The sequence below is a fragment of the Delftia tsuruhatensis genome (assembly GCF_903815225.1).
In the GTDB taxonomy this organism is placed as follows: Bacteria; Pseudomonadota; Gammaproteobacteria; order Burkholderiales; family Burkholderiaceae_C; genus Comamonas; species Comamonas tsuruhatensis_A.
Genome location: NZ_LR813084.1, coordinates 5,226,773 through 5,246,547 on the forward strand (window position 1 = coordinate 5,226,773; position 19,775 = coordinate 5,246,547).

Annotated in this window: 17 protein-coding genes; 4 read left to right on the top strand and 13 right to left on the bottom strand. The window is 68.9% G+C overall.

Annotated elements, in window-relative coordinates:
• Positions 1-54: 54 nt before the first annotated feature.
• The 7 genes from L1Z78_RS23795 to L1Z78_RS23825 all read right to left on the bottom strand — a co-directional run bounded on the left by L1Z78_RS23795 (position 55) and on the right by L1Z78_RS23825 (position 9,039).
• Complete coding sequence (locus L1Z78_RS23795) at positions 55-1,074, bottom strand: Bug family tripartite tricarboxylate transporter substrate binding protein (protein WP_234638801.1); 1,020 nt, start codon at positions 1,072-1,074, stop codon at positions 55-57.
• An 81-nt stretch (positions 1,075-1,155) separates the two neighbouring features.
• Positions 1,156-2,409 carry a CaiB/BaiF CoA transferase family protein gene (locus L1Z78_RS23800; protein WP_234638802.1) on the bottom strand — a complete coding sequence of 418 codons (1,254 nt, stop codon included), beginning with the start codon at positions 2,407-2,409 and terminating at the stop codon, positions 1,156-1,158.
• A 40-nt stretch (positions 2,410-2,449) separates the two neighbouring features.
• Entirely contained in the window at positions 2,450-3,250 is an 801-nt protein-coding gene (locus tag L1Z78_RS23805) for an oxepin-CoA hydrolase, alternative type (RefSeq protein WP_234638803.1), read from the bottom strand.
• 16 nt (positions 3,251-3,266) lie between these two features.
• The gene (locus L1Z78_RS23810) at positions 3,267-4,403 is read right to left on the bottom strand and encodes an acyl-CoA dehydrogenase family protein (protein WP_234638804.1); all 1,137 of its coding nucleotides are present in this window, start codon (positions 4,401-4,403) and stop codon (positions 3,267-3,269) included.
• Positions 4,404-4,425: 22 nt separating this feature from the next.
• On the bottom strand, positions 4,426-5,622 hold the full coding sequence (locus L1Z78_RS23815) for an acyl-CoA dehydrogenase family protein (RefSeq protein ID WP_234638805.1): 1,197 nt from the start codon (positions 5,620-5,622) through the stop codon (positions 4,426-4,428).
• Between the two features lie 10 nt (positions 5,623-5,632).
• A complete protein-coding gene (locus L1Z78_RS23820; protein WP_234638806.1) occupies positions 5,633-6,814 on the bottom strand; it encodes an acetyl-CoA C-acyltransferase in 1,182 nt (393 codons plus the stop codon).
• A 107-nt stretch (positions 6,815-6,921) separates the two neighbouring features.
• Positions 6,922-9,039: a 3-hydroxyacyl-CoA dehydrogenase NAD-binding domain-containing protein gene (locus L1Z78_RS23825; RefSeq protein ID WP_234638807.1), complete on the bottom strand. Its 2,118-nt coding sequence runs from the start codon at positions 9,037-9,039 to the stop codon at positions 6,922-6,924.
• A gap of 297 nt (positions 9,040-9,336) precedes the next feature.
• On the opposite strand from L1Z78_RS23825, the gene L1Z78_RS23830 reads away from it, so the two are divergent.
• A complete protein-coding gene (locus L1Z78_RS23830) occupies positions 9,337-10,248 on the top strand; it encodes a LysR family transcriptional regulator (protein WP_234638808.1) in 912 nt (303 codons plus the stop codon).
• A gap of 1 nt (position 10,249) precedes the next feature.
• Here L1Z78_RS23830 and L1Z78_RS23835 read toward each other — a convergent pair whose 3' ends face one another.
• The 6 genes from L1Z78_RS23835 to L1Z78_RS23860 form a co-directional block, all read right to left on the bottom strand.
• Positions 10,250-10,573, bottom strand: coding sequence for a hypothetical protein (locus L1Z78_RS23835; RefSeq protein WP_418921717.1), 324 nt, complete (start codon positions 10,571-10,573; stop codon positions 10,250-10,252).
• A 163-nt stretch (positions 10,574-10,736) separates the two neighbouring features.
• Positions 10,737-11,615 carry a protease HtpX gene (gene htpX, locus L1Z78_RS23840; protein ID WP_234638810.1) on the bottom strand — a complete coding sequence of 293 codons (879 nt, stop codon included), beginning with the start codon at positions 11,613-11,615 and terminating at the stop codon, positions 10,737-10,739.
• Positions 11,616-11,696: 81 nt separating this feature from the next.
• Positions 11,697-12,515: a DUF3025 domain-containing protein gene (locus L1Z78_RS23845; protein ID WP_234638811.1), complete on the bottom strand. Its 819-nt coding sequence runs from the start codon at positions 12,513-12,515 to the stop codon at positions 11,697-11,699.
• Complete coding sequence (locus L1Z78_RS23850) at positions 12,512-13,417, bottom strand: NYN domain-containing protein (RefSeq protein WP_234638812.1); 906 nt, start codon at positions 13,415-13,417, stop codon at positions 12,512-12,514. Before L1Z78_RS23850 ends, L1Z78_RS23845 begins: the two co-directional genes overlap by 4 nt.
• Positions 13,418-13,621: 204 nt before the next feature.
• Complete coding sequence (pyrC, locus tag L1Z78_RS23855) at positions 13,622-14,662, bottom strand: dihydroorotase (RefSeq protein WP_234638813.1); 1,041 nt, start codon at positions 14,660-14,662, stop codon at positions 13,622-13,624.
• Positions 14,663-14,668: 6 nt separating this feature from the next.
• A complete protein-coding gene (locus tag L1Z78_RS23860; RefSeq protein WP_234638814.1) occupies positions 14,669-15,397 on the bottom strand; it encodes a Crp/Fnr family transcriptional regulator in 729 nt (242 codons plus the stop codon).
• A 153-nt stretch (positions 15,398-15,550) separates the two neighbouring features.
• Here L1Z78_RS23860 and L1Z78_RS23865 point away from each other — a divergent pair, with 153 nt between their 5' ends.
• The 3 genes from L1Z78_RS23865 to L1Z78_RS23875 are packed head-to-tail and all read left to right on the top strand — an operon-like array spanning position 15,551 to position 19,771.
• A complete protein-coding gene (locus tag L1Z78_RS23865; RefSeq protein WP_234638815.1) occupies positions 15,551-16,618 on the top strand; it encodes a porin in 1,068 nt (355 codons plus the stop codon).
• Positions 16,619-16,628: 10 nt separating this feature from the next.
• On the top strand, positions 16,629-18,794 hold the full coding sequence (locus tag L1Z78_RS23870; RefSeq protein WP_234638816.1) for an acetate--CoA ligase family protein: 2,166 nt from the start codon (positions 16,629-16,631) through the stop codon (positions 18,792-18,794).
• Positions 18,791-19,771 carry a Bug family tripartite tricarboxylate transporter substrate binding protein gene (locus tag L1Z78_RS23875; RefSeq protein WP_418921648.1) on the top strand — a complete coding sequence of 327 codons (981 nt, stop codon included), beginning with the start codon at positions 18,791-18,793 and terminating at the stop codon, positions 19,769-19,771. Before L1Z78_RS23870 ends, L1Z78_RS23875 begins: the two co-directional genes overlap by 4 nt.
• The last annotated feature ends 4 nt before the right edge of the window (positions 19,772-19,775 follow it).

Here is a 19,775-nt window from a genome sequence, read left to right on the forward strand (position 1 = left end):
TCATAGCTGTCTCAGCAGTCGTCGGTGGCGGCCCGCTGCTGCGGGCCGGAAAAATCAATCAAGCTTCGCGCCAGCCTCTTCGACCAAGGCCTTCCAGATGGGCATGTCGCGCTGGTAGTTCTCCCGGAAGGCCTGGGGGCTGTTCATCATGGGCATGAAGCCCGCGCCCGAGATGCGCTCCAGCACCTTGGGGTCCTTGATGATTTCGCGCAGGTGGCCGTAAAGCGCGTCCACGATCTCCTTGGGCGTGCCGGCCGGCGCGCCCATGGCCACCCAGCCGTAGATCGAATAGGCGTCGTCGGTCACGCCCTGCTCGAAGATGGTCGGCACCTTGGGCAGGATTTCCATGCGCTCCTTGCCGGTGACGCCGATGGCCTTGAGCTTGCCCGAGTCGATGAAGGGCTTGGTGTTGAGCGCGCTGGAAAAGCACATCTGCAACTGGCCGCCGATCAGCTCCTGGATCATGGGCGCCTCGCCCTTGTAGGCGGCATGGGTCATGTCGGCGTCCATGGTCTTGCTCATGTAGGCACCGGCCAGGTGGGCATACGAGCCCACGCCCCAGGAGCCGTACGAGAGCTTGCCCTTGTTCGCCTTCACGTAGGCCAGCAGCTCCTTCATGTTGCTGGCCGGCACCGAGGGGTGGACCACCAGGGTGACGGGCGCCGCCGCGACCTGGGTGATCAGGGCGATGTCCTTTTGCGGGTTGTAGGGCAGCTTGGTGTAGAGGAACTGGTTGATCAGCATGGAGGTGCTGAGCGACAGCAGCAGCGTGTGTCCATCGGGCGCGGCCTTGGCCACGGTATCGGTGCCCAGGATGCCGGCCGCGCCGGCGCGGTTGTCCACCACCACGGGCTGGCCTACGCGCCTGGCCAGCACTTCGCCGATGGTGCGCGCCATGATGTCGGTGGCGCCGCCCGCGTTGAAGGGCACGACCACGCGGATGGGCTTGGTGGGCCATGCGGCCGGCTTGGCGGCCTGTGCGAGGGCGCTGGTGGCGCCCGTGGCCAGCAGGCTGGTGCCGCCGATGGCGGCCAGCCCTTGAAGAAGGTCGCGGCGTGTGACTGGGGTGCTCATGGCTTGTCTCCTGTGAAGTCGCTGTGTGTATTCGCCGTCTTGCGCGGCTTTTTCTGGGGGTCCGGGGGCAAACCGGGGAAATCAGTTCGAGGAAGGCTCCTGGGGCAAGGTCAGGACACCCTTGGCTTGCAGCGCCTGCAATGCCGCATCGTCCAGCGCCAGCAGCCGGTGCAGCACCTCGCGCGTGCCCTCGCCCAGCGTGGGCGGTGCATGGCGGATGGGCAGGCGCTGGCCGTCCAGGCGGTAGGGCGGCGCGAACACGGGCGTGGTGCCGACCACGGGGTGGGGCATGTCCTGCAGCAGGCCGCCACGGCGCGTGCGCTCGCTGGTCAGGGCCTCGTGCAGGCCGGCCACGCGGCCGCAGGGGATGCCGGCGGCCGTCAGGCGCTCCAGCAGCAGATCGCGCGGGAAGGAGCGAATCAGTTCCTTGAGCATGGGGCCCAGCTCCAGGCGGTTCCTGGCGCGGTTGACGTTGGTGGAGAAACGCTCGTCCTCGACGATGTCGGGGCGCATCACCACCTGGCGGCAGAACTTGTCGAACTGGGCGTTGTTGCCCACGGCGATGATCAGCGGGCCGTCGGCGGCCTCGTACATGCCGTAGGGAACGATGGAGGGGTGGGCATTGCCGTAGCGCTCGGGGTCGTGGCCCAGCTGCATGGCGTCCAGGCCGTAGTAGCCGGTGATCATGATGCCGCTGTCGTACAGCGCCATCTCGATGAGGCGGCCCTTGCCCGTGCGCTCGCGGCGGAACAGCGCGGCCAGGATGGCCTGGGCCGCGTACATGCCGGTCATGAGATCGACCACGGCCACGCCGAACTTGAGCGGCGGCGTGCCGGCCTCGCCGTTGAGCGCCATGAGGCCGGCCTCGCCCTGGATGACCAGGTCGTAGCCGGGGCGCCTGGCCTCGGGGCCGCTGCTGTCGTAGCCGGCCACGGCGCAGTAGATGATGCCGGGCTTGATGGCCTTGAGCTGTTCGTAGCCCAGGCCCAGCTTCTCGGCGCCGCCGGTCTTGAAATTGTGGATGACCACGTCGAACTGGGGCAGCAGGTCGTGGACGATCTTCACGCCCTCGGGGGTCTGCAGGTCCAGCGTGATGGACCGCTTGTTGCGGTTCATGCTGTTGTAGTAGGTGGTCTCGGTCTTGCCGATGCGCAAGCCCCAGTCGCGCGTGTCGTCGCCGCGGCCCGGGTGCTCGACCTTGACCACCTCGGCGCCGAAGTCGGCCAGCACCATGCCGCACAGCGGCCCCGCGAACACGCGCGACAGATCGAGCACGCGCACGCCCTCCAGCGGGAAGTCGATGTCCTGGTTCTGATCGTTGTGGCTGTCGGCCATGTGCCTTGTCTCCTTGGAAAGTCTTGTTTCTATCGAGCGGTCAACCGCGCAATTTTGTGAAGTCGGCGCTGCGCTTTTCGAGGAAGGCACCGATGCCTTCACGGGATTCCTCGCTCTCCTGCGAGCGCACCATGTACTGCGCCTCCAGCTCCAGCTGTTCTTCCAGCGTGTTGCGCGGTGCCTGGCGGCACAGGTCCTTGATCAGGGCCATGGCCTGGTCGGGGCCGGTGGCCACCTGGGCGGCCAGCGCCACGGCGTCGGCCTGGGCCTGGCCCGGTTCGGACAGCCGGTTGACGGGGCCCAAGGCATGCAGGCGCTCGCCGCTGATGCGCTCGCCGGTCAGGCACAGCTCGGTCAGCACCTGGCGCGAGACGAACTCGGCCAGGAAGGCGGTGGCGCCGCCATCGGGCGTGAGGCCGACCTTGACGTAGGCCACCGAGAACACGGCGTTCTTTGCGGCCACCAGCATGTCGCAGGCCAGGGCCAGGGACAGGCCCGCGCCGGCCGCCGCGCCTTCGACGGCGGCGATCACGGGCTTGGGAAAGTCGCGCACGCTGCGGATCAGGTCATGCAGGCCTTCGAGCTTGGCGCGGCGTTCCTCCACCGGCAGCTCGCGGCGCCTGGCCAGCTGGCGCAGGTCGCCGCCCGCGCAGAAATGACCGCCCTCGCCCGTGAGCACCACGGCGCCCACGGTGGGGTCGGTCGCCGCGCTCTTCAACGCCGCCGTGACGGCCGCGTAGAACTCGGGCGACAGCGCATTGCGCGCGGCCACGTTGTTGTTGGACAGCACCAGCACGGCGCCTTCGCGGCGGGTCAGCAGGACTTGGTTCGCTTCGGTCATGGCGGCTTTCCTTGGCTCAGTGTTGCGAGCCGAGTGCGATGTAACGCGACAGATGGTGGTCCTCGTCGCCGAACTGGTGGTCGATCATGACCAGGCGCTTGGCGTAGTGGGCCAGGGGCAGCTCCCAGGTCATGCCGATGCCGCCGTGCATCTGGATGCTTTCCTCGGCCACCAGGGTGCCGATGCGGCCGATGCTGTACTTGGCGGCCGACAGGGCCTTCTCGCGCGCCACGCGGTCTTCGTCGGCAATGGCGGCGGCCGCGTTGATCACGGCCGAGCGCGCCTGCTCCACTTCCAGCAGCAGGTCGGCCATGCGGTGCTGCAGGGCCTGGAAGCTGCCGATGGGCACGCCGAACTGCTTGCGCGTGCGCAGGTATTCCAGCGTCTGGTCCTTGGCCACGTCCATGGCGCCCACGGCCTCGGCGGTCAGCGCCAGCACGGCGTAGCCACTGATGCGCTCCAGCAGGGACAGGCCCTGGCCTTCGGCGCCCAGCAGGGCGTCGGCGCCGACCTGCACCTGGTCCAGCACCAGCTCGGCCGCGCGGCCGCCTTCGATGCGGTTGTAGCCGCGCTTGTGGATGCCTGCGGCATGGCCGGGCACGAGGAACAGGCTGATGCCGGCTTCGTCGTACTGGCTGCCCGAGGTGCGGGCCGAGACCAGCAGCAGGTCGGCCTTCTCGCCGAAGGCGACCACGCCCTTGGCGCCGTTCAGCACCCAGCCGTCGCCGCTGCGCACGGCCGTGGTGGCGACGTTGTTGAGCTCGTAGTGGCTGCCCGGCTCGTCATGGGCCAGGGCCGCAATGGACGTGCCGTCGATGATGGCTGCCAGTTGTTCCTTTTGCGCATCGCTGCCGGCCGCGATCAGGGCCTGGCCCACGACCAGGGCGCCCAGCAGCGGCTCGGCCACCAGGCCGCGGCCCAGGCATTCGAAGACCACGCTGATGTCGAAGCCCTGGCCGCCGAAGCCGCCCGCGTCCTCGGGAAACAGCGCGCCGATGGCGCCGATGTCCGCGAACTGCCCGTACAGCAGCGGGCTGTGGCCTTCCTCGCCATAGGCGACGTGGTTGCGCGCCTCGATGGCGTACTGCTCGGAGACGAAGCGGTTGAGGCTGTCCGCCAGCATGCGGCGGTCTTCGGTGTGTTCGAAGTTCATGTTCCGTATTCCTTGCTGCCGGTCACAGGCCCAAGATCATCTTCGAGATGATGTTCTTCTGGATTTCGTTGGAGCCGCCGAAGATCGACAGCTTGCGGTAGTTGAAGTACGCGGCGGCGGCCGTGGCGGCAGCCGCGTCGCCGATGGCGGGCTGGTCGTAGCCGGCCTGCAGGGCCTCTTCGATGAAGGGCGCGGCGTAGGGGCCCATGGCGCGGCGCACCAGGGACAGGATTTCCTGGCGGATCTCGGTGCCGCGGATCTTGAGCATGGAGCTTTCGGCGCCCGGCACGCCGCCGCCGGCCACGGCGGCGATCACGCGCAGGTTGGTGGTCTTCATGTTCTCCAGGTCGATCTCGACCTTGGCCAGGCGGGCCGCGAACAGCGGGTCCTGGGTCAGCGGCTTGCCATTGCGCAGCATGCGGCCGGCGACGGCCTTGAGCTTTTCCAGGCCGGCCACCGAGAAGCCCACGCCCGCGATGTTGGTGCGCTCGTAGGTCAGCAGGTACTTGGCGTAGGTCCAGCCCTTGTTCTCTTCGCCGACCAGGTTCTCCACGGGCACCTTGACGTCGGTGAAGAAGACTTCGTTGACCTCGTGCTCGCCGTCCAGCGTGATGATGGGGCGCACTTCCACGCCGGGCGAGTTCATGTCCACCAGCAGGAAGCTGATGCCCTGCTGCGCCTTGGCCTCGCGGTTGGTGCGCACCAGGCAGAAGATCATGTTGGCGTGCTGGCCCAGCGTGGTCCAGGTCTTCTGGCCGTTGACGATGTAGTGATCTCCATCGCGCACGGCAGACGTCTTGACCGAGGCCAGGTCCGAACCCGAACCCGGCTCCGAATAGCCCTGGCACCACCAGTCGGCGCCATTGAGGATGCGCGGCAGCCAGTGGGCCTTCTGCGCCTCGTTGCCGTACTTGATGAGCACGGGGCCGAGCATGCTCAGGCCGAAGGGCACGATGCGCGGCGTGCCCGCCAACGCGCATTCATGCTCGAAGATGAACTTCTGCACCGCGCTCCAGCCCGGGCCGCCGTGCTGCTCGGGCCAGTGGTTGGCCAGCCAGCCGCGCGCGTTGAGGATGGCGTGCCAGCGCTCCATGTCCTGCTTGCTCAGTTGCAGGCCGTTCTTGACCTTGTGCGACAGGTCCTCGGGCAGCTTGTCCTTGAGGAAGCTGCGAACCTCGTCGCGGAAGGCCAGTTCTTCGGGGGTGAATTGCAAATCCATTGCTGTGTCCTCAATAAATTTCGAACAGGCCTGCGGCGCCCATGCCACCTGCGATGCACATGGTGACCACGCCCCACTTGGCCTTGCGGCGCTGGCCTTCCAGCAGGATGTGGCCCGCCAGGCGCGCACCCGTCATGCCGAAGGGGTGGCCGATGGAGATGGCGCCGCCGTTGACGTTCAGGCGCTCGTTGGGAATGCCCAGCTTGCGCTGGCAGTACAGGGCCTGGGAGGCAAAGGCCTCGTTGAGTTCCCACAGGTCGATGTCCTCGACCTTGAGGCCGTGGCGCGCCAGCAGCTTGGGGACGGCGAAGACCGGGCCGATGCCCATCTCGTCAGGCTCGCAGCCGGCCACGGCAAAACCCCGGAAGGCGCCCAGCGGCGACAGGCCCAGGCGCTCGGCCTGTTTGGCTTCCATCAGCACGCAGGCCGAGGATCCATCGGACAGCTGCGAGGCATTGCCGGCCGTGATGAACTGGTCCGGGCCCTTCACGGGCTCGAGCTTGGCCAGGCCTTCCAACGTGGTGGAGGCGCGGTTGCAGTTGTCCTGGGTGGCGACCACGTCGCGGTAGGTGATCTCGCCCGTGTCCTTGTTCTTCTCGGCCATGCGCGTGGCGCAGGCAATGATTTCGTCCTTGAACAGGTCGGCGGCCTGGGCAGCGGCCGTGCGCTGCTGGCTTTGCAGCGAGAAGGCGTCCTGGTCCTCGCGGCGGATGCCGTAGCGGCGCGCCACGATGTCGGCCGTGTCGATCATGGCCATGTACAGGGCGGGCTTGTGCTCGACCAGCCAGGGGTCCATGTCGGTGGGCAGGTTGTTGCCGGGACGGATGCCGGAGATGGTCTCCACGCCGCCCGCGATCATGGCGTCCACGCCTTCGGCGACGATGCGGCCCGCCGCGACGGCGATGGACTGCAGGCCCGAGGCGCAGTAGCGCGTGATGGTCGTGCCCGCGATGGACAGCGGCAGCTCGGCGCGCAGCACGGCCTGGCGACCCAGGTTGCGGCCCTGGAAACCGTCGGGGTTGCCGCAGCCCAGGATCAGGTCCTCGATCATGGCCGGGTCGATGCCGGAGCGCTCGACGGCGGCCTTGACCGAGAAGGCCGCCAGCTGGGCGGCGGGCGTGACGTTGAACTCGCCGCGGTGCGACTTGGTCAGGGGCGTGCGGGCAGTGGAAACGATGACGGCTTCGCGCATGGTCGGTCCTTGCTTGTCTCTGGAAAATTGTTGTGGTTGTGCACGGCCCTGCCCGCTCTGCGTTGGACGGAGCGGGTCAAGGGCATGGCGGGGAACGCGGGGGCGGCTTATGCCGCCTTGTTCAGGCTTTCGAAGTCGCGGCCTTCGGCGACCAGCTTTTCGAGCAGGGGCGCGGGCTTCCAGAACAGCGCATCTTCCTTGGCGAATTCGCGGATGTCGGCCAGCACCTTGTCCAGGCCCTGCATGTCGGCCCACTTCATGGGGCCGCCACGAAAGCGCGGGAAGCCGTAGCCGGACAGGAAGGTCACGTCGATGTCCAGCGGACGCAGGGCGATGCCCTCCTCCAGCACCTTGGCGCCTTCGTTGACCATGGCGGCCATGTAGCGGCGCATGATTTCCTCGGGGGTGAACTGGCGCGGCGTCACGCCCTTTTTGGCGCGCTCGGCATCGACGATGGCCAGCACTTCGGGGTCGGGCTGTCCGACGCGCGCGCCCTGCGGGTAGAGGTAGAAGCCCCGGCCCGTCTTCTGGCCGAACCAGCCGCGCTCGCAGACGCGGTCGGCCACTTCGACGTAGCGGGCCTTGGGATCGCGCGTGGCCGCGCGCCGCTTGCGCGTGGCCCAGCCGATGTCGCCGCCGGCCAGGTCGGTGACCTGGAACGGGCCCATCGGGTAGCCGAAGCCGCGCACGGCCTCGTCGATCTCGTAGGGGCTGGCGCCGTCTTCCATGATGTAGTCGGCAGCCTGCTTGTAGACGGCCAGGATGCGGTTGCCGATGAAGCCGTCGCAGACGCCGGCGCGCACAGGCACCTTCTTCATGCGCTTGGCCAGCTCGAAGGCCGTAGTCACCACGTCGGGCGCCACCTTGGCGGGCACCACGATCTCCAGCAGCTTCATGATGTTGGCGGGGCTGAAGAAGTGCAGGCCGATCACGTCCTGCGGGCGCGAGGTGGCGGCGGCAATGGCGTCGATGTCCAGGTAGGAGGTGTTGGTGGCCAGCACGGCGCCCGGCTTGCAGACGCGGTCCAGCTCCTTGAACACGGCCTTCTTGACTTCGAGGTCCTCGAACACGGCCTCGATCACCAGGTCCACATCTCGGATTGCGTCATAGGAGGTGCTGGGTGTGTAGCGGGCCAGGATGGCGGCCTTGGCCTCCTCGGTCATGCGGCCCTTGGCGATCAGGCCGTTGTAGACCTTCTCCACATTGGCCTGGCCGCGCGCGATGGAGTCGGCATCGCGCTCGATCATGGTCACCGTGAGGCCCGCGTCCAGCGCGGACACCGTGATGCCGGCACCCATGGTGCCGCCGCCGATGACGGCGATCTTGGCGAAGTGGCGCGGCGCAGCGGCCTTGGCCTCGGGGATCTTGGCGGTTTCGCGCTCGGCGAAGAAGGCGTGGATCAGGCCGGCGCGCTGCGGGCTGTTCAGGCATTCCACGAACAGGGCACGCTCCTTGGCGATGCCTTCGTCGAAGGGCAGCTCCACGGCGGCGCGCACGCATTCCACGATCTTCAGGGGCGAGAACAGGCCACGGCTCTTCTTGGCGGTGTCGACCGCCAGCGTGTCCAGCGCAGCCAGGGCAGCGGGCTTGTCGGCGATTTCAATGTCGCGCGTGCGGCGCGGCGCGGCCTGGGCGGCCAGCAGCTCGTTGGCATAGGCCAGGCCTGCGGCCGTGGCGTCGGTGCCGTCCACCAGCTTGTCCACCAGGCCGGCGGCCAGCGCGGCCTTGGCCGACAGGTGCTTGCCGGTGAGCATGAGGTCGGCGGCTGCCGCCACGCCCATCAGGCGCGGTGCGCGCTGCGTGCCACCGGCGCCGGGCAGCAGGCCCAGGTTGACTTCGGGCAGGCCGAGCTGGGCAGCCGGCAAGGCCAGTCGGTAATGGGCCGACATGGCCACTTCCAGGCCGCCGCCCAGGGCAGGGCCATGGATGGCGGCGACCACGATCTTGTTGGAGGCTTCCATGCGGTTGAGCACCTCGGGCAGCGACGGCGGCATGGCGGGCTTGCCGAATTCGCGGATGTCGGCACCGGCGATGAAGGCCTTGCCCTCGCCCACGATCAGCACGGCCTTGACGGCAGCATCCGATTCGGCCTGCTCCACGGCGGCCAGCAGGCCGGCGCGCACGGCCTGGCCCAGGGCATTCACGGGAGGGTTGTTGATGCTGACCACCAGCACATCGCCGTCACGGCGTGTCTGGACCACGGAAGCCTGGGCTTGTTCGCTCATCTGCATGTCTCCGAACTTGGGTTTTCCACTCAAAACATCCATTCTTGCCACGACAATGGTTCTTTACAATCCCATGAATGATTGACAGACTGTAAAAACGGATTTGACAGTGTTAAGCACCCCCTGAGGCGCTTACGCGCCTTCCCCCTCTCTACCCGCTTCGCGGGGGAGGGGGACAACGCCCTCAGCTAGGCGCCCCCGCCGCGAGGCGGCTCTTGCTCGGCGTCCCTGGTGTTGGGCCCCGCCGGTTTTGAAGGCTCTGCTCCTACGCTTGCCGTTTTGCTTTGGTGAACTGAAATGGATCTGAATTCGCTGACGCTGCTGGTGGAAATCATCGACAGCGGCAATCTGAGCCAGGCGGCGCGCAAGCTGAAGATGACGCGGGCCAATGTGAGCTATCACCTGACGCAGCTGGAAAAGTCGGTGGGGGTGCAGCTGGTGCGGCGCACCACGCGGCGCGTGGAACCGACCGAGGTGGGCCTGCGGATGTACGAGCATGGCCGCGCGATCCAGAACGAGATGCTGTCGGCGCGCGAGACGATCACGTCGCTGGGACAGGGAATGGCGGGGCGCGTGGGGTTGAGCGTGCCCAGCGGCTATGGGCAGATCGTGATGAGCGACTGGCTGATCGAGTTCAAGCGGCTGTATCCGGCCATCGTGCTGGACGTGCTGTTCGAGAACCGCGCCGACCATCTGCGCGACGAGGTGGACATCGCCATCCGCGTGATCCAGGAGCCGCCGCTGTCGGTGATCGCGCGCAGCCTGGGCAATGTGCACTACGTGGCCTGTGCCTCACGCGAGTATGCGCAGCAGCACGGCTTGCCCAGCACGCTCTACGAGCTGCGCAACAGCCCGCTGATCACGGCCGGCGTGATGGGCCGCCAGCTGCGCCTGTCGGCCTACCAGGGCAGCGAGCGCCAGGAGGTGCTGCTGGCGCCGACCATGATCTCGGAGCACTTCCCCTTCCTGCGCCAGGGCATCCTGGCGGGCCTGGGCGTGGGCCTGGTGCCCGACTATGTGGTGCAGGACAAGGTGGCCAGCGGCGAAGTGCTGCTGACCCTGCAGGAGTACCGGCTCAGCATCTTCGGCACCCACATGTACCTGCTGTACCTGCCCGATCGCCACCAGACACGCGCCGTACGCACCTGCATCGACTTCCTGCTGGCCAAGGCAGGCCAGGCAGGCGGCGCCGACGCGACGCCCGCCTGACTCAGCGGCGATACCAGCCGCCGGGCCGCTGGTACCAGCCGCGCGGGCCATGCTCCCAGGCGTGGGGGCGCCAGCCGTAGCCGGGATGCGGCGGCGCGGCCCAGTAGCCGGGCCGCCAGGCATAGCGGCCGCCACCCCAGCCCCAGGAGCCGGCGATCCAGACATGGACCGGCGAAGGCGCGACCGGGATCACCTCGGTCTGCAGTGGCGGCGGCGCCATGGGCGCATAGACCACTTCGCCCGAGGGCGCCACGGGGTAGGCGGGTGCCACGACGCAGCCGGTCAGGACGGCAGTGGCGGCCACGAGGGCCAGGGCCGGGATCATGCGGCGGCCGGCCGAGGAAACAGCAAGAGACTTCACGATGCACTCCTGGCCGCACTCTCGGCGGCCATGCAGATACAACGAAAAAGCCCCTGCCGGTTGTTGACAGGGGCTTGTGAAGCCTGGGTAAAGATCCGCCGCCAAACGTAGCGGCGGGATCGGTCGCTCAGAGGTTCTGCGCGTTTTGCAGTGCAGCGATGCGCTCCTCGATCGGGGGGTGCGTCGAGAACAGCTTGCCGATGTTGCCGGTGATGCCCATGGCGGCGACGCTCTTGGGCAGTTCGCCCGGGTGCATGCCGCCCAGGCGGGCCAGGGCGTTGACCATGGGCTGCTTGCGGCCCATGAGCTGGGCGGCGCCGGCGTCGGCGCGGAACTCGCGCTGGCGCGAGAACCAGGCCACGATGATGGCGGCCAGGAAGCCCAGCACGATGTCCAGCACGATGGTGGTCACGTAATAGCCGATGCCGGGGCCCGAGCTGTTTTCGTCGTTCTTGCGCAGGAAGCTGTCCACGGCGTAGCCGATGACGCGCGACAGGAAGACCACGAAGGTGTTCATCACGCCCTGGATCAGGGTCATGGTCACCATGTCGCCGTTGGCGATGTGGGCGACCTCGTGGCCGATCACGGCCTCGACCTCCTCGCGCGTCATGCCTTCCAGCAGGCCCGTGGACACGGCCACCAGGGCCGAGTTCTTGAACGCGCCCGTGGCGAAGGCATTCGGTTCACCCTCGTAGATGCCGACTTCGGGCATGCCGATGCCGGCGCGGTCGGCGAAACCGCGCACGGTGTTGACGATCCAGGCCTCATCGGCATTGCGCGGCTCGTTGATCACGTGCACGCCCGAGCTCCACTTGGCCACGGGCTTGGAGATCAGCAGCGAGATGATGGCGCCGCCAAAGCCCATGATGAAGGCGAAGCCCAGCAGGGCCCCGAGGTTCAGGCCGTTGGACGTGAGATAGCGGTTGACGCCCAGCAGGCTGGCGACGATGCCCAGCACCACCACGACGGCGACGTTGGTCAAAAGAAAAAGTGCGATGCGTTTCATCAGTGGGTTCTCCACAAAGTGGGGAAAGGGGAAGGATCTGGGCCCTACAGCGTTGAAAAGTAAGGCCCGACCCGGCTGTTTTCAAGCCAGGCGCTGCGCCGTTGTCATTCCTTGTTGTGATGCTTGTACGGAACGGGGCGCTCGGAACACGAGAGAGTCATCATAGAAGGAAAAGTTCTCGTTCTCGCGCCACCAGCCCGGTATTCCGAGCAGGGGCAAAGGCGCGAACGGCTTGCGCGCCAGCACCCCGGCCTGCAACCATTCGCTGCCGGCCAGCCACCCGTCGATGTCCGCTTGTGCGGCGTCCCGCGGCAGCGGCTGCCGTGCACCATCGGTGTGCACGCACAGCACATGCGCGGTGATGGGCTTGCGCGGATGCACCAGCTTTTCCAGCAGCGCATGGCCGATGGGCAGCAGCCGGGCCTGCTGCCACAGCGCGCGGTGCTCGACGAACAGTTGTCGCCAGCGCCTGTGGCGCAAGGCCTCGCACAGGGCGGCCGGTGCCAGCAGCAGGGCGCCGTTCTCGTCCAGCACGGTGACGGCATCGCGCAGCGGCCCGCGCCGCGCGCCCACCCCGGCCTCGGCGATGGCACCGGCCTGCAAGGCGTTGCAGCGGCGCTTGAGCGCGGGCCAGCGCAGCCAGATCAGGCCATTGAAGAAGTCGTGCAGGTTGTCGCGCGTGGGAATGCAGCGCGTCTCGAAGATGAACTGCTCGTAGGCCATGCCTTCGGGCAGGTCCTGCTGCGGCACGAATCGCCAGGGGAGCTCCTGCGTGTCGGCCAGCGGCTGCAAGGCCCGCCAGACGGGCAGGCCCTGCGCCAGCAGCGCGCAGGCGGCCTCGCCCGGCGCGCGCAGTCCATGCAGCCAAGGTGCCCGCCAGTCGATGGCAGAGAAGGTCAATTGGCCGCCGGCCGGGCTTGCGCCCTGGCCTGGCGCTTGTCGCGCACGGCCACGCGCGAGGTGCCTTCGTCGCGCATCTCGAAGGCCTGCGTGGCGGCCAGCAGCTTGGTGAGCGTGGCATAGCCATAGTTGCGCGCGTCGAACGAGGCCTTGTTGCCGATCTGCGCGCCCACCGCGCCCACGTGGGCCCAGCCGCTTTCGTCCTGCGTGGCGTTGACGGCGCTGCGCAGCAGGTTCAGCAGGCGGGTGTCCTGGCGCAATTCCTGGGTGGGCACGCGCAGGCAGGGGCGCTGGGCCGATGGCTGGGCCTCGGCCACGGTCTCCTGTCCGGCGGGTGGGCGTTCCTTGTCCCCTCCGTTGCGGGGCACGGGTTGCGCCTGTGCGGCTGCTGCGGCCGGCGCCGCCACGGGCGGCACCGCCTGCCCGCTGTCCTGCCCCGCCTCGACACCATTGGCCGGAGCCGCATCGCCCAGCGCCTCCAGGTACAGGAAGCGCGAGCAGGCGTTGACGAAGGGCTGGGGCGTCTGGGCCATGCCGAAGCCGTAGACCGCCGCGCCCTTGGAGCGCAGGTGCATGACCAGGGGCGTGAAGTCGGCGTCCGAGGAGACGATGCCGAAGGCGTCGGGCCGCTCCGTGTAGAGCAGTTCCATCGCATCCACCGTCATCGCCATGTCGGTGGCGTTCTTGTGCTTGGAGTAGTCGAACTGCTGCATGGGCCGCAGCGCGAAGTCCAGCAGCTTGCGCTGCCAGCCCCCCAGGGAATGCTTGGTCCAGTTCCCGTAGGCGCGCCGGATGTCGATGACGCCGAAGGTCGACAGCTCGGTCAGGATCTCGTCGATCATCTCGGCCGGCGCGTTGTCGGCGTCGATCAGCAAGGCGATGCGCGGTTGCGGCTCAGGCATGGCAATCCTCTGGCGGGTGGCTGGGCCCTCAGCATAGGGCATGTTCACCCTCATCTGGGGATCGCGTTGCCCGAAGGGAAGCTGCCTGCCAGCCCGCCACTCGGCGTTGCGCTCCTTGTGCGTGTGGGCACACGCACGGCGTCGCGCGCCTTGATTGGCGGGCTGGCAGACAGCTTCGCGACCCCACATGAGGGTGAACAGGCCCTAAACCAGCTTCCAGGGCAAGGCCTCGCCCGCGCGCAGGGGCTTCAACTGCGCCTCGCCGAAGGCGAAGCTGTCGGGCGGTGTCCAGCTCTCGCGCGCCAGGGTGATGGTGCCGGTGTTGCGCGGCAGGCTGTAGAAGTCCGGGCCGTTGAAGCTGGCGAAGGCTTCGAGCTTGTCCAGGGCGCCGGCCTTGTCGAAGGCCTCGGCGTACATCTCGATGGCGGCGTGGGCGCTGTAGCAGCCCGCGCAGCCCGTGGCGTGTTCCTTGAGATGGGCCGCGTGCGGGGCGCTGTCCGTGCCCAGGAAGAACTTGGCCGAGCCGCTGGTGGCCGCCTCGACCAGGGCAAGGCGGTGGGTTTCGCGCTTGAGCACGGGCAGGCAGTAGTAGTGGGGACGGATGCCGCCCGTGAAGATGGCGTTGCGGTTGAACAGCAGGTGCTGGGGCGTGATGGTGGCGGCCACGAAGCGGTCGGCCCCCGTCACGTACTGCGCGGCCTCGCGCGTGGTGATGTGCTCGAAGACGATCTTGAGTTCGGGGAAGTCGCGGCGCAGCGGGATCAGGTGCTGGTCAATGAAGGCGGCCTCGCGGTCGAACAGGTCGATGTCGCTGCTGGTGACCTCGCCGTGCACCAGCAGCAGCAGGCCTTCGCGCTGCATGGCTTCGAGCGTCGGGTAGATCTTGCGCAGGTCGGTGACGCCGTGGTCGCTGTTGGTGGTGGCGCCGGCCGGGTAGAGCTTGCAGGCGACGACGCCGGCGGCCTTGGCGCGCACGATTTCCTCGGGCGGCAGGTTGTCGGTGAGGTACAGCGTCATCAGCGGCTCGAAGGCCAGGCCTTCGGGCACGGCCGAAAGGATGCGCTGCTTGTACTCCAGCGCCTGGGCGGCCGTGGTCACCGGCGGCTTGAGGTTGGGCATGATGACGGCGCGCGCGAATTGCGCGGCCGTGTGCGGCACCACGCTGCGCATGGCTTCGCCATCGCGCACGTGCAGGTGCCAGTCGTCGGGTCGGGTGATCGTGAGGGTGTCGAGGGGTGCGGTCATGGTGCGCTATTGTCCCATCGCCGTGCCGCCGCCGGCCAGGCCCGCCAGGTCCAGCAGGGTCAATCGTCCATAGGCGGCGTGCAGCAGGCCGCGCTGCTCCAGCAGGCGCAGTTCCTTGTTGATGGTCTGGCGCGAGACCGACAGCATGGCCGCCAGGTCGCTTTGCGAGATGCGCAGTACCACGCCCCGCCCATCCGCCGCCGGCTGTCCATGGGTCTGTGCCAGCCGTGCCAGCAGCTCGGCCACGCGGTTGTCCAGGCTGCCGAAGGCGTGGCGCTGCTGGATGACGATCAGCTCGTGCATGCGTGCCAGCACCAGCAGGCAGATGTCCTTCCACAGCAGCGGGTGGGCGTCGAGCAGGGCCAGGAAGGATTCGCCCGGTATCTCCACCAGCACCGTGGGCTCGTGCGCGTGGTAGTCGTAGACGAATTGCGTGTCCTCCAGCAGCCGCGCCAGGCCCACGATGTCGCCCGCGCCGTGCATGGACAGCACGAAGCGCGCGCCCATGGCGTCCACGCCGCCGACCTCGACGCAGCCCGAGGCGACCACCAGCACCTCGCGCCGCCTGGGGTCGGCCGCGCGCACCTGCTGGTGGCGCCCGTAGCGGCCCAGGCGCGACAGCGCGGCCAGCTCGTCCAGCACCTCGGCGGGCCAGTTGCGCAGCATGCGGCACAGGCCCAACGCTCGGCGGATCAGCGCCGACGGATCGGCTTCGGGGGCAGGCTTGGAACGCATGGTTGTCTCGCGAATTCACAGGCCGCGGGTTAGTCCGGGGCCCATGTGCCGCCATTTGTCAATGGCTTGACAGAGTGCATCCCCTGCCGCTCGGGATAGTAGCAAGCAAGCCACCGGGCAAAGCATCCGGGGCGCTACCAAGGAGACAAGTTCGTGAAGCACAAGCATTGGCTGGCCGCCGGCGGCATGGCGGCCCTGGGCACCGGCGCGTGGGCGCAGGGCAGCAGCGTGGAGATGTTCGGCATCGTCGACGTCCACATCAACAGCGCGAAATCGGGCGCCACGCGCCTGAGCCGTCTGGAGGATGGCGGCAGCGCGGCCTCGCGCGTCGGCTTTCGCGGCCGCGAGGACCTGGGCGGCGGCCTGCGCGCCCAGTTCATGCTCGAAGCCGGCGTGGCGCCCGACACGGGCCTGGGCACCATCCCCGGCCCGGGCCTGGCCTTCACTCGCCAGGCCTTCGTCGGGCTGCACGGCGGCTGGGGATCGATGGAGATGGGCCGCATGTACACGCCCATGTTCAGCGCCCTGTTCCGCGCCGACCCGCTGGGCATGAACGCGCTGTTCTCCTCGCTGAATCTGGTCTCCGCCACCGATGCCCAGCCCGGCATGCGCCCCTTCGCCGCCCGCGCCAACAACATGCTGCGCTACCGCACGCCGGCCAGCCAGCCCTGGCTGGTGGACCTGGCCTACGCCTTCGGCGAAGCGCCCTCCCCCCACAGCAGCAACGGCCGCCTCCATGGCGCCACGCTGGGCTGGAACCAGAAACCCTGGTTCCTGGCCTACAGCTTCCAGAAATCCGTGGAAGGCAGCGCCGCCGCACCCGTGGCCACGCCCGCCACCAGCCACTACCAGGCCCTGTCGGCCAGCTGGGACGCACTGGACCCTTTGCGCCTGACGGGCAACTACGTCGTCAACCGTGTGGACCGTTCTGGCACCCCCAAGGCGAAGCTGGTCCAGCTGGGCGCCGAGTGGAGCCTGGATGCACGCTCCCGGCTGCTGGCCTCGGTGGCGCGGCGCGAGGTCGGCGGCACGGACCGCGCCCAGAACACCTGGACGCTGGGCTACGACTATGCGCTGAGCAAGCGCACCCAGCTGTACGCGCGCTGGTTGCAGCTGGGCAATGCGGCCAATGCCTCGGCCGCCATCGCCAACGTGCCGGTGGCCACCAACAGCGGCGACGGCGTGCGGTCCCTTGCGCTGGGTGTGCGCCACAACTTCTGAGGACGGCCCCATGACCGACAGCGATTTCTTCGACACCGCCCGACTCGACGCCCTGTTCGCGCCGCGCTCCATCGCCGTGGTCGGCGCCTCGGACCAGGCCAGCAAGATCGGCGGCATCCCGCTGGACTATCTGCTGCGCTTCGGCTATGGCGGCGACCTGTATGCCGTGAATCCGCGTGCCGGCCGCGTGCAGGGCCTGCCCGCCCATGAACGGCTGGCCGCCATCGGCGCGCCCGTGGACCTGGCCATCGTCGCCGTGCCGCAGTCGCAGGTGGCCGGCGTGCTGGAGGATGCAGCCGCCGCGCGTGTGCGGTCCATGGTGCTTTTCTCATCGGGCTATGCCGAGACCGGCGCCGAGGGGACGGCCGCCCAGCAGGCCCTGGCGCAGCGCGCACGGGCGGCGGGCATACGCCTGATCGGTCCGAACTGCCTGGGCTTCATGCGGCCCGGCCACCAGGTCTATGCCACCTTCTCGCCCGCACCGGGCGCGGGCCTGGTACGGCCCGGGCGCATCGGCATGGTCAGCCAGTCGGGCGCCTTCGGTGCCTATGCCTACAGTCTGGCGCGCGAGCGCGGACTGGGCCTGTCCCTGTGGGCCACGACCGGCAACGAGGCCGACGTGCAGCTGGCCGATGGCCTGGCCTGGCTGGCCCAGGACCCCGAGACCGACGTGATCATGGCCTACATGGAAGGCTGCCGCGACGGCCCCCGGCTGCGCGCGGCCCTGGCCCTGGCGCAGGCGCATGGCAAGCCCGTGGTCATGTGCAAGGTGGGCACCAGCGCGCTGGGCGCGGCGGCGGCCGCCTCGCATACGGCCTCGCTGGCGGGCAACGACGCCGTCCATGACGCCGTGTTCCGCCGCTACGGCGTGCTGCGCGCGCATTCGATCAGCGACTTCTTCTCGCTGGCGGCCAGCGCCTCCATCGCAAGGGCACCCAGGGGAAAGTCCATCGGCCTGTTCACGGTCTCGGGCGGCGTGGGTGCCATGATGGCCGACGACGCCAGCGCAGCGGGCCTGGACGTGGCGCCGCTGTCCGATGCGGCCCAGCGCCAGCTGCGCGAATGGGTGCCCTTCGCGGCGCCGCGCAATCCGGTGGACATCACCGGGCAGGTCACCAACGACATGACGCTGCTGGAGCGCAGCGCATCCCTGATGCTGGCCGACCGGCGCTTCGACAGCTGGCTGGGCTTCTTCGCGGCGGGCGGCCTGTCCGATGCCTTCTGGCCCGTGCTCCAGGCCCTGGTGCGCAAGCTGCGGGCGGAGCACCCCGACACCCTGCTGGCCGTCAGCACCCTGTGCCCGCCCGAGCGCCGCGATGCGCTGGAGGCCATGGGCTGCCTGGTGTTCGCCGATCCGGGCACGGCCATCCGCTGCATCGGCGCGCTGGCATCCCTGCCGAAAGCTCCGGTGTGCGCCGCGCAGCCCGCTGCGCCGGGTGCGCATGGCGCACGGCCCCTGCCGCCCGGTGCGCAGTCCGAGCAACGCAGCATGGCCTTGCTCGCCGAGGCCGGCGTGCCCGTGGTCCCGCACCGGCTGGTACGCACGGCACAGGAGGCGGCACAGGCCGTGCAGGCACTGGGCGGCCGCATCGTGCTCAAGGTCCACAGCGACGACATCCCGCACAAATCCGATGTGGGTGGTGTGGCGCTGAATCTGGCCGATGCGGGGGCCGGCGAAGCCGCCTTCGCGCGCATCCTGGCCAGCGCGCGCCAGGCGCGGCCCGAGGCCTGCATCGACGGAGCGCTGGCCGCACCCATGGTGCAGGGCGGCGTGGAGTGCATTGCCGGCGTGCACCGCGACCCCGTCTTCGGCCCGGTGCTGATGTTCGGCCTGGGCGGAATCCACTCCGAGATCCTGCGCGACGTCTCGCTGCGTGTGCTGCCCGTCACCCGCGATGACGCACTGGCCATGGTGCGCGAGCTGCGCGCCTTCGCCGTGCTGGACGGTGCGCGTGGCCGCGCCCCCGTGGACCTGGACGCCATCGCCGACACGCTGTGCGCGCTGGCCGGCTTCGCCGAACAGGCGGGCGCCACGCTGGACAGCGCCGAGATCAATCCGCTGATCGCCCGCCCGCGAGCCGAGGGAGGCTGTGTGGCCGTCGACGCGCTGGTCATCGGACGGGAGGCCGCATGCGCCGCGACACCCCTGCCCTCCCTTGCAGAAAGGCTTCCATGAAAACCTCCGTGCTGAGCGCCGCCCTGTGGGCCGCAACCGCCCTGGGCGGCGGCGCCGCCCTCGCCCAGGACCGCTATCCGTCCCGCCCCGTGCGCATCGTCGTGCAATACCAGGCCGGCGGCTCCACCGACACCGTGGCGCGCATCCTGGCGGAAGGCCTGGCCAGGCGCCTGGGCCAGCCCGTGGTGGTGGACAACCGCAGCGGTGCGGGCGGCATCATCGCCACCGAGCATGTGGCCAAGAGCGCGCCCGACGGCTACACCCTGCTGCTGACCGTGCCCGGTCCCATCACGGCCAATCTCGTGCTCTACAGGAAGCTGCCCTACGACCCGCGCACCGAGCTGCGCATGGTCTCGGACGTGGTCACGCCGTCCATGGTGATGGCCGTCAACCCGGCCGTGCCGGCCAGGGACTTCAAGTCCCTGGTCGAGGCCGTGCGCCAGTCGCCGGGCAAGTACGCCATGGGGTCCTGGGGCGCGGGCACGCAGCCGCACCAGGTGCAGGTCTTCATGGACAAGGCCTACGGCCTGCAGTCGCTGCACGTGGCCTACAAGGGCGAGGGGCCCATGTCCATCGACCTCATCAGCGGCGTGATCCAGATGACGCTGGGCTCGGCCGCCACGCTCAAGCCCTTCATCGACGCCGGCAAGCTGCGCGCCCTGGCCGTGGCGGGGCCCGCCCGCAGCAACGTCCTCCCCGACGTGCCCACCTTCGCGGAGCAAGGCTACCGGGAGGCCGTCTACGCCATCACCGGATCGATCTCGCTGATGGTGCCCGCGCGCACGCCCGACGCCATCGTCGAGCGCCTGGGCCGCGAGGTGGGCGCCGTGATGCGCGAGCCCCCGGTGCGCCAGCGCGTGCAGGCCCTGGGCCTGGAGCCCAGGGGCAACACCCCCGCCGAAGCCGGCGCCGCCTATGCCGCCTTCCTGCCCGTGGCGCTGGACCTGGCGCGCTCCACGGGCGTGACTCTCGATTGACCCC

What these genes read in the sequence shown, in the direction of transcription:
- L1Z78_RS23795 (WP_234638801.1), bottom strand. Translation starts at nt 1,074, where the DNA reads ATGAGCACCCCAGTCACACGCCGCGACCTTCTTCAAGGGCTGGCCGCC.
- L1Z78_RS23800 (WP_234638802.1), bottom strand. Translation starts at nt 2,409, where the DNA reads ATGGCCGACAGCCACAACGATCAGAACCAGGACATCGACTTCCCGCTG.
- L1Z78_RS23805 (WP_234638803.1), bottom strand. Translation starts at nt 3,250, where the DNA reads ATGACCGAAGCGAACCAAGTCCTGCTGACCCGCCGCGAAGGCGCCGTG.
- L1Z78_RS23810 (WP_234638804.1), bottom strand. Translation starts at nt 4,403, where the DNA reads ATGAACTTCGAACACACCGAAGACCGCCGCATGCTGGCGGACAGCCTC.
- L1Z78_RS23815 (WP_234638805.1), bottom strand. Translation starts at nt 5,622, where the DNA reads ATGGATTTGCAATTCACCCCCGAAGAACTGGCCTTCCGCGACGAGGTT.
- L1Z78_RS23820 (WP_234638806.1), bottom strand. Translation starts at nt 6,814, where the DNA reads ATGCGCGAAGCCGTCATCGTTTCCACTGCCCGCACGCCCCTGACCAAG.
- L1Z78_RS23825 (WP_234638807.1), bottom strand. Translation starts at nt 9,039, where the DNA reads ATGAGCGAACAAGCCCAGGCTTCCGTGGTCCAGACACGCCGTGACGGC.
- L1Z78_RS23830 (WP_234638808.1), top strand. Translation starts at nt 9,337, where the DNA reads ATGGATCTGAATTCGCTGACGCTGCTGGTGGAAATCATCGACAGCGGC.
- L1Z78_RS23835 (WP_418921717.1), bottom strand. Translation starts at nt 10,573, where the DNA reads ATGATCCCGGCCCTGGCCCTCGTGGCCGCCACTGCCGTCCTGACCGGC.
- htpX (WP_234638810.1), bottom strand. Translation starts at nt 11,615, where the DNA reads ATGAAACGCATCGCACTTTTTCTTTTGACCAACGTCGCCGTCGTGGTG.
- L1Z78_RS23850 (WP_234638812.1), bottom strand. Translation starts at nt 13,417, where the DNA reads ATGCCTGAGCCGCAACCGCGCATCGCCTTGCTGATCGACGCCGACAAC.
- pyrC (WP_234638813.1), bottom strand. Translation starts at nt 14,662, where the DNA reads ATGACCGCACCCCTCGACACCCTCACGATCACCCGACCCGACGACTGG.
- L1Z78_RS23860 (WP_234638814.1), bottom strand. Translation starts at nt 15,397, where the DNA reads ATGCGTTCCAAGCCTGCCCCCGAAGCCGATCCGTCGGCGCTGATCCGC.
- L1Z78_RS23870 (WP_234638816.1), top strand. Translation starts at nt 16,629, where the DNA reads ATGACCGACAGCGATTTCTTCGACACCGCCCGACTCGACGCCCTGTTC.
- L1Z78_RS23875 (WP_418921648.1), top strand. Translation starts at nt 18,791, where the DNA reads ATGAAAACCTCCGTGCTGAGCGCCGCCCTGTGGGCCGCAACCGCCCTG.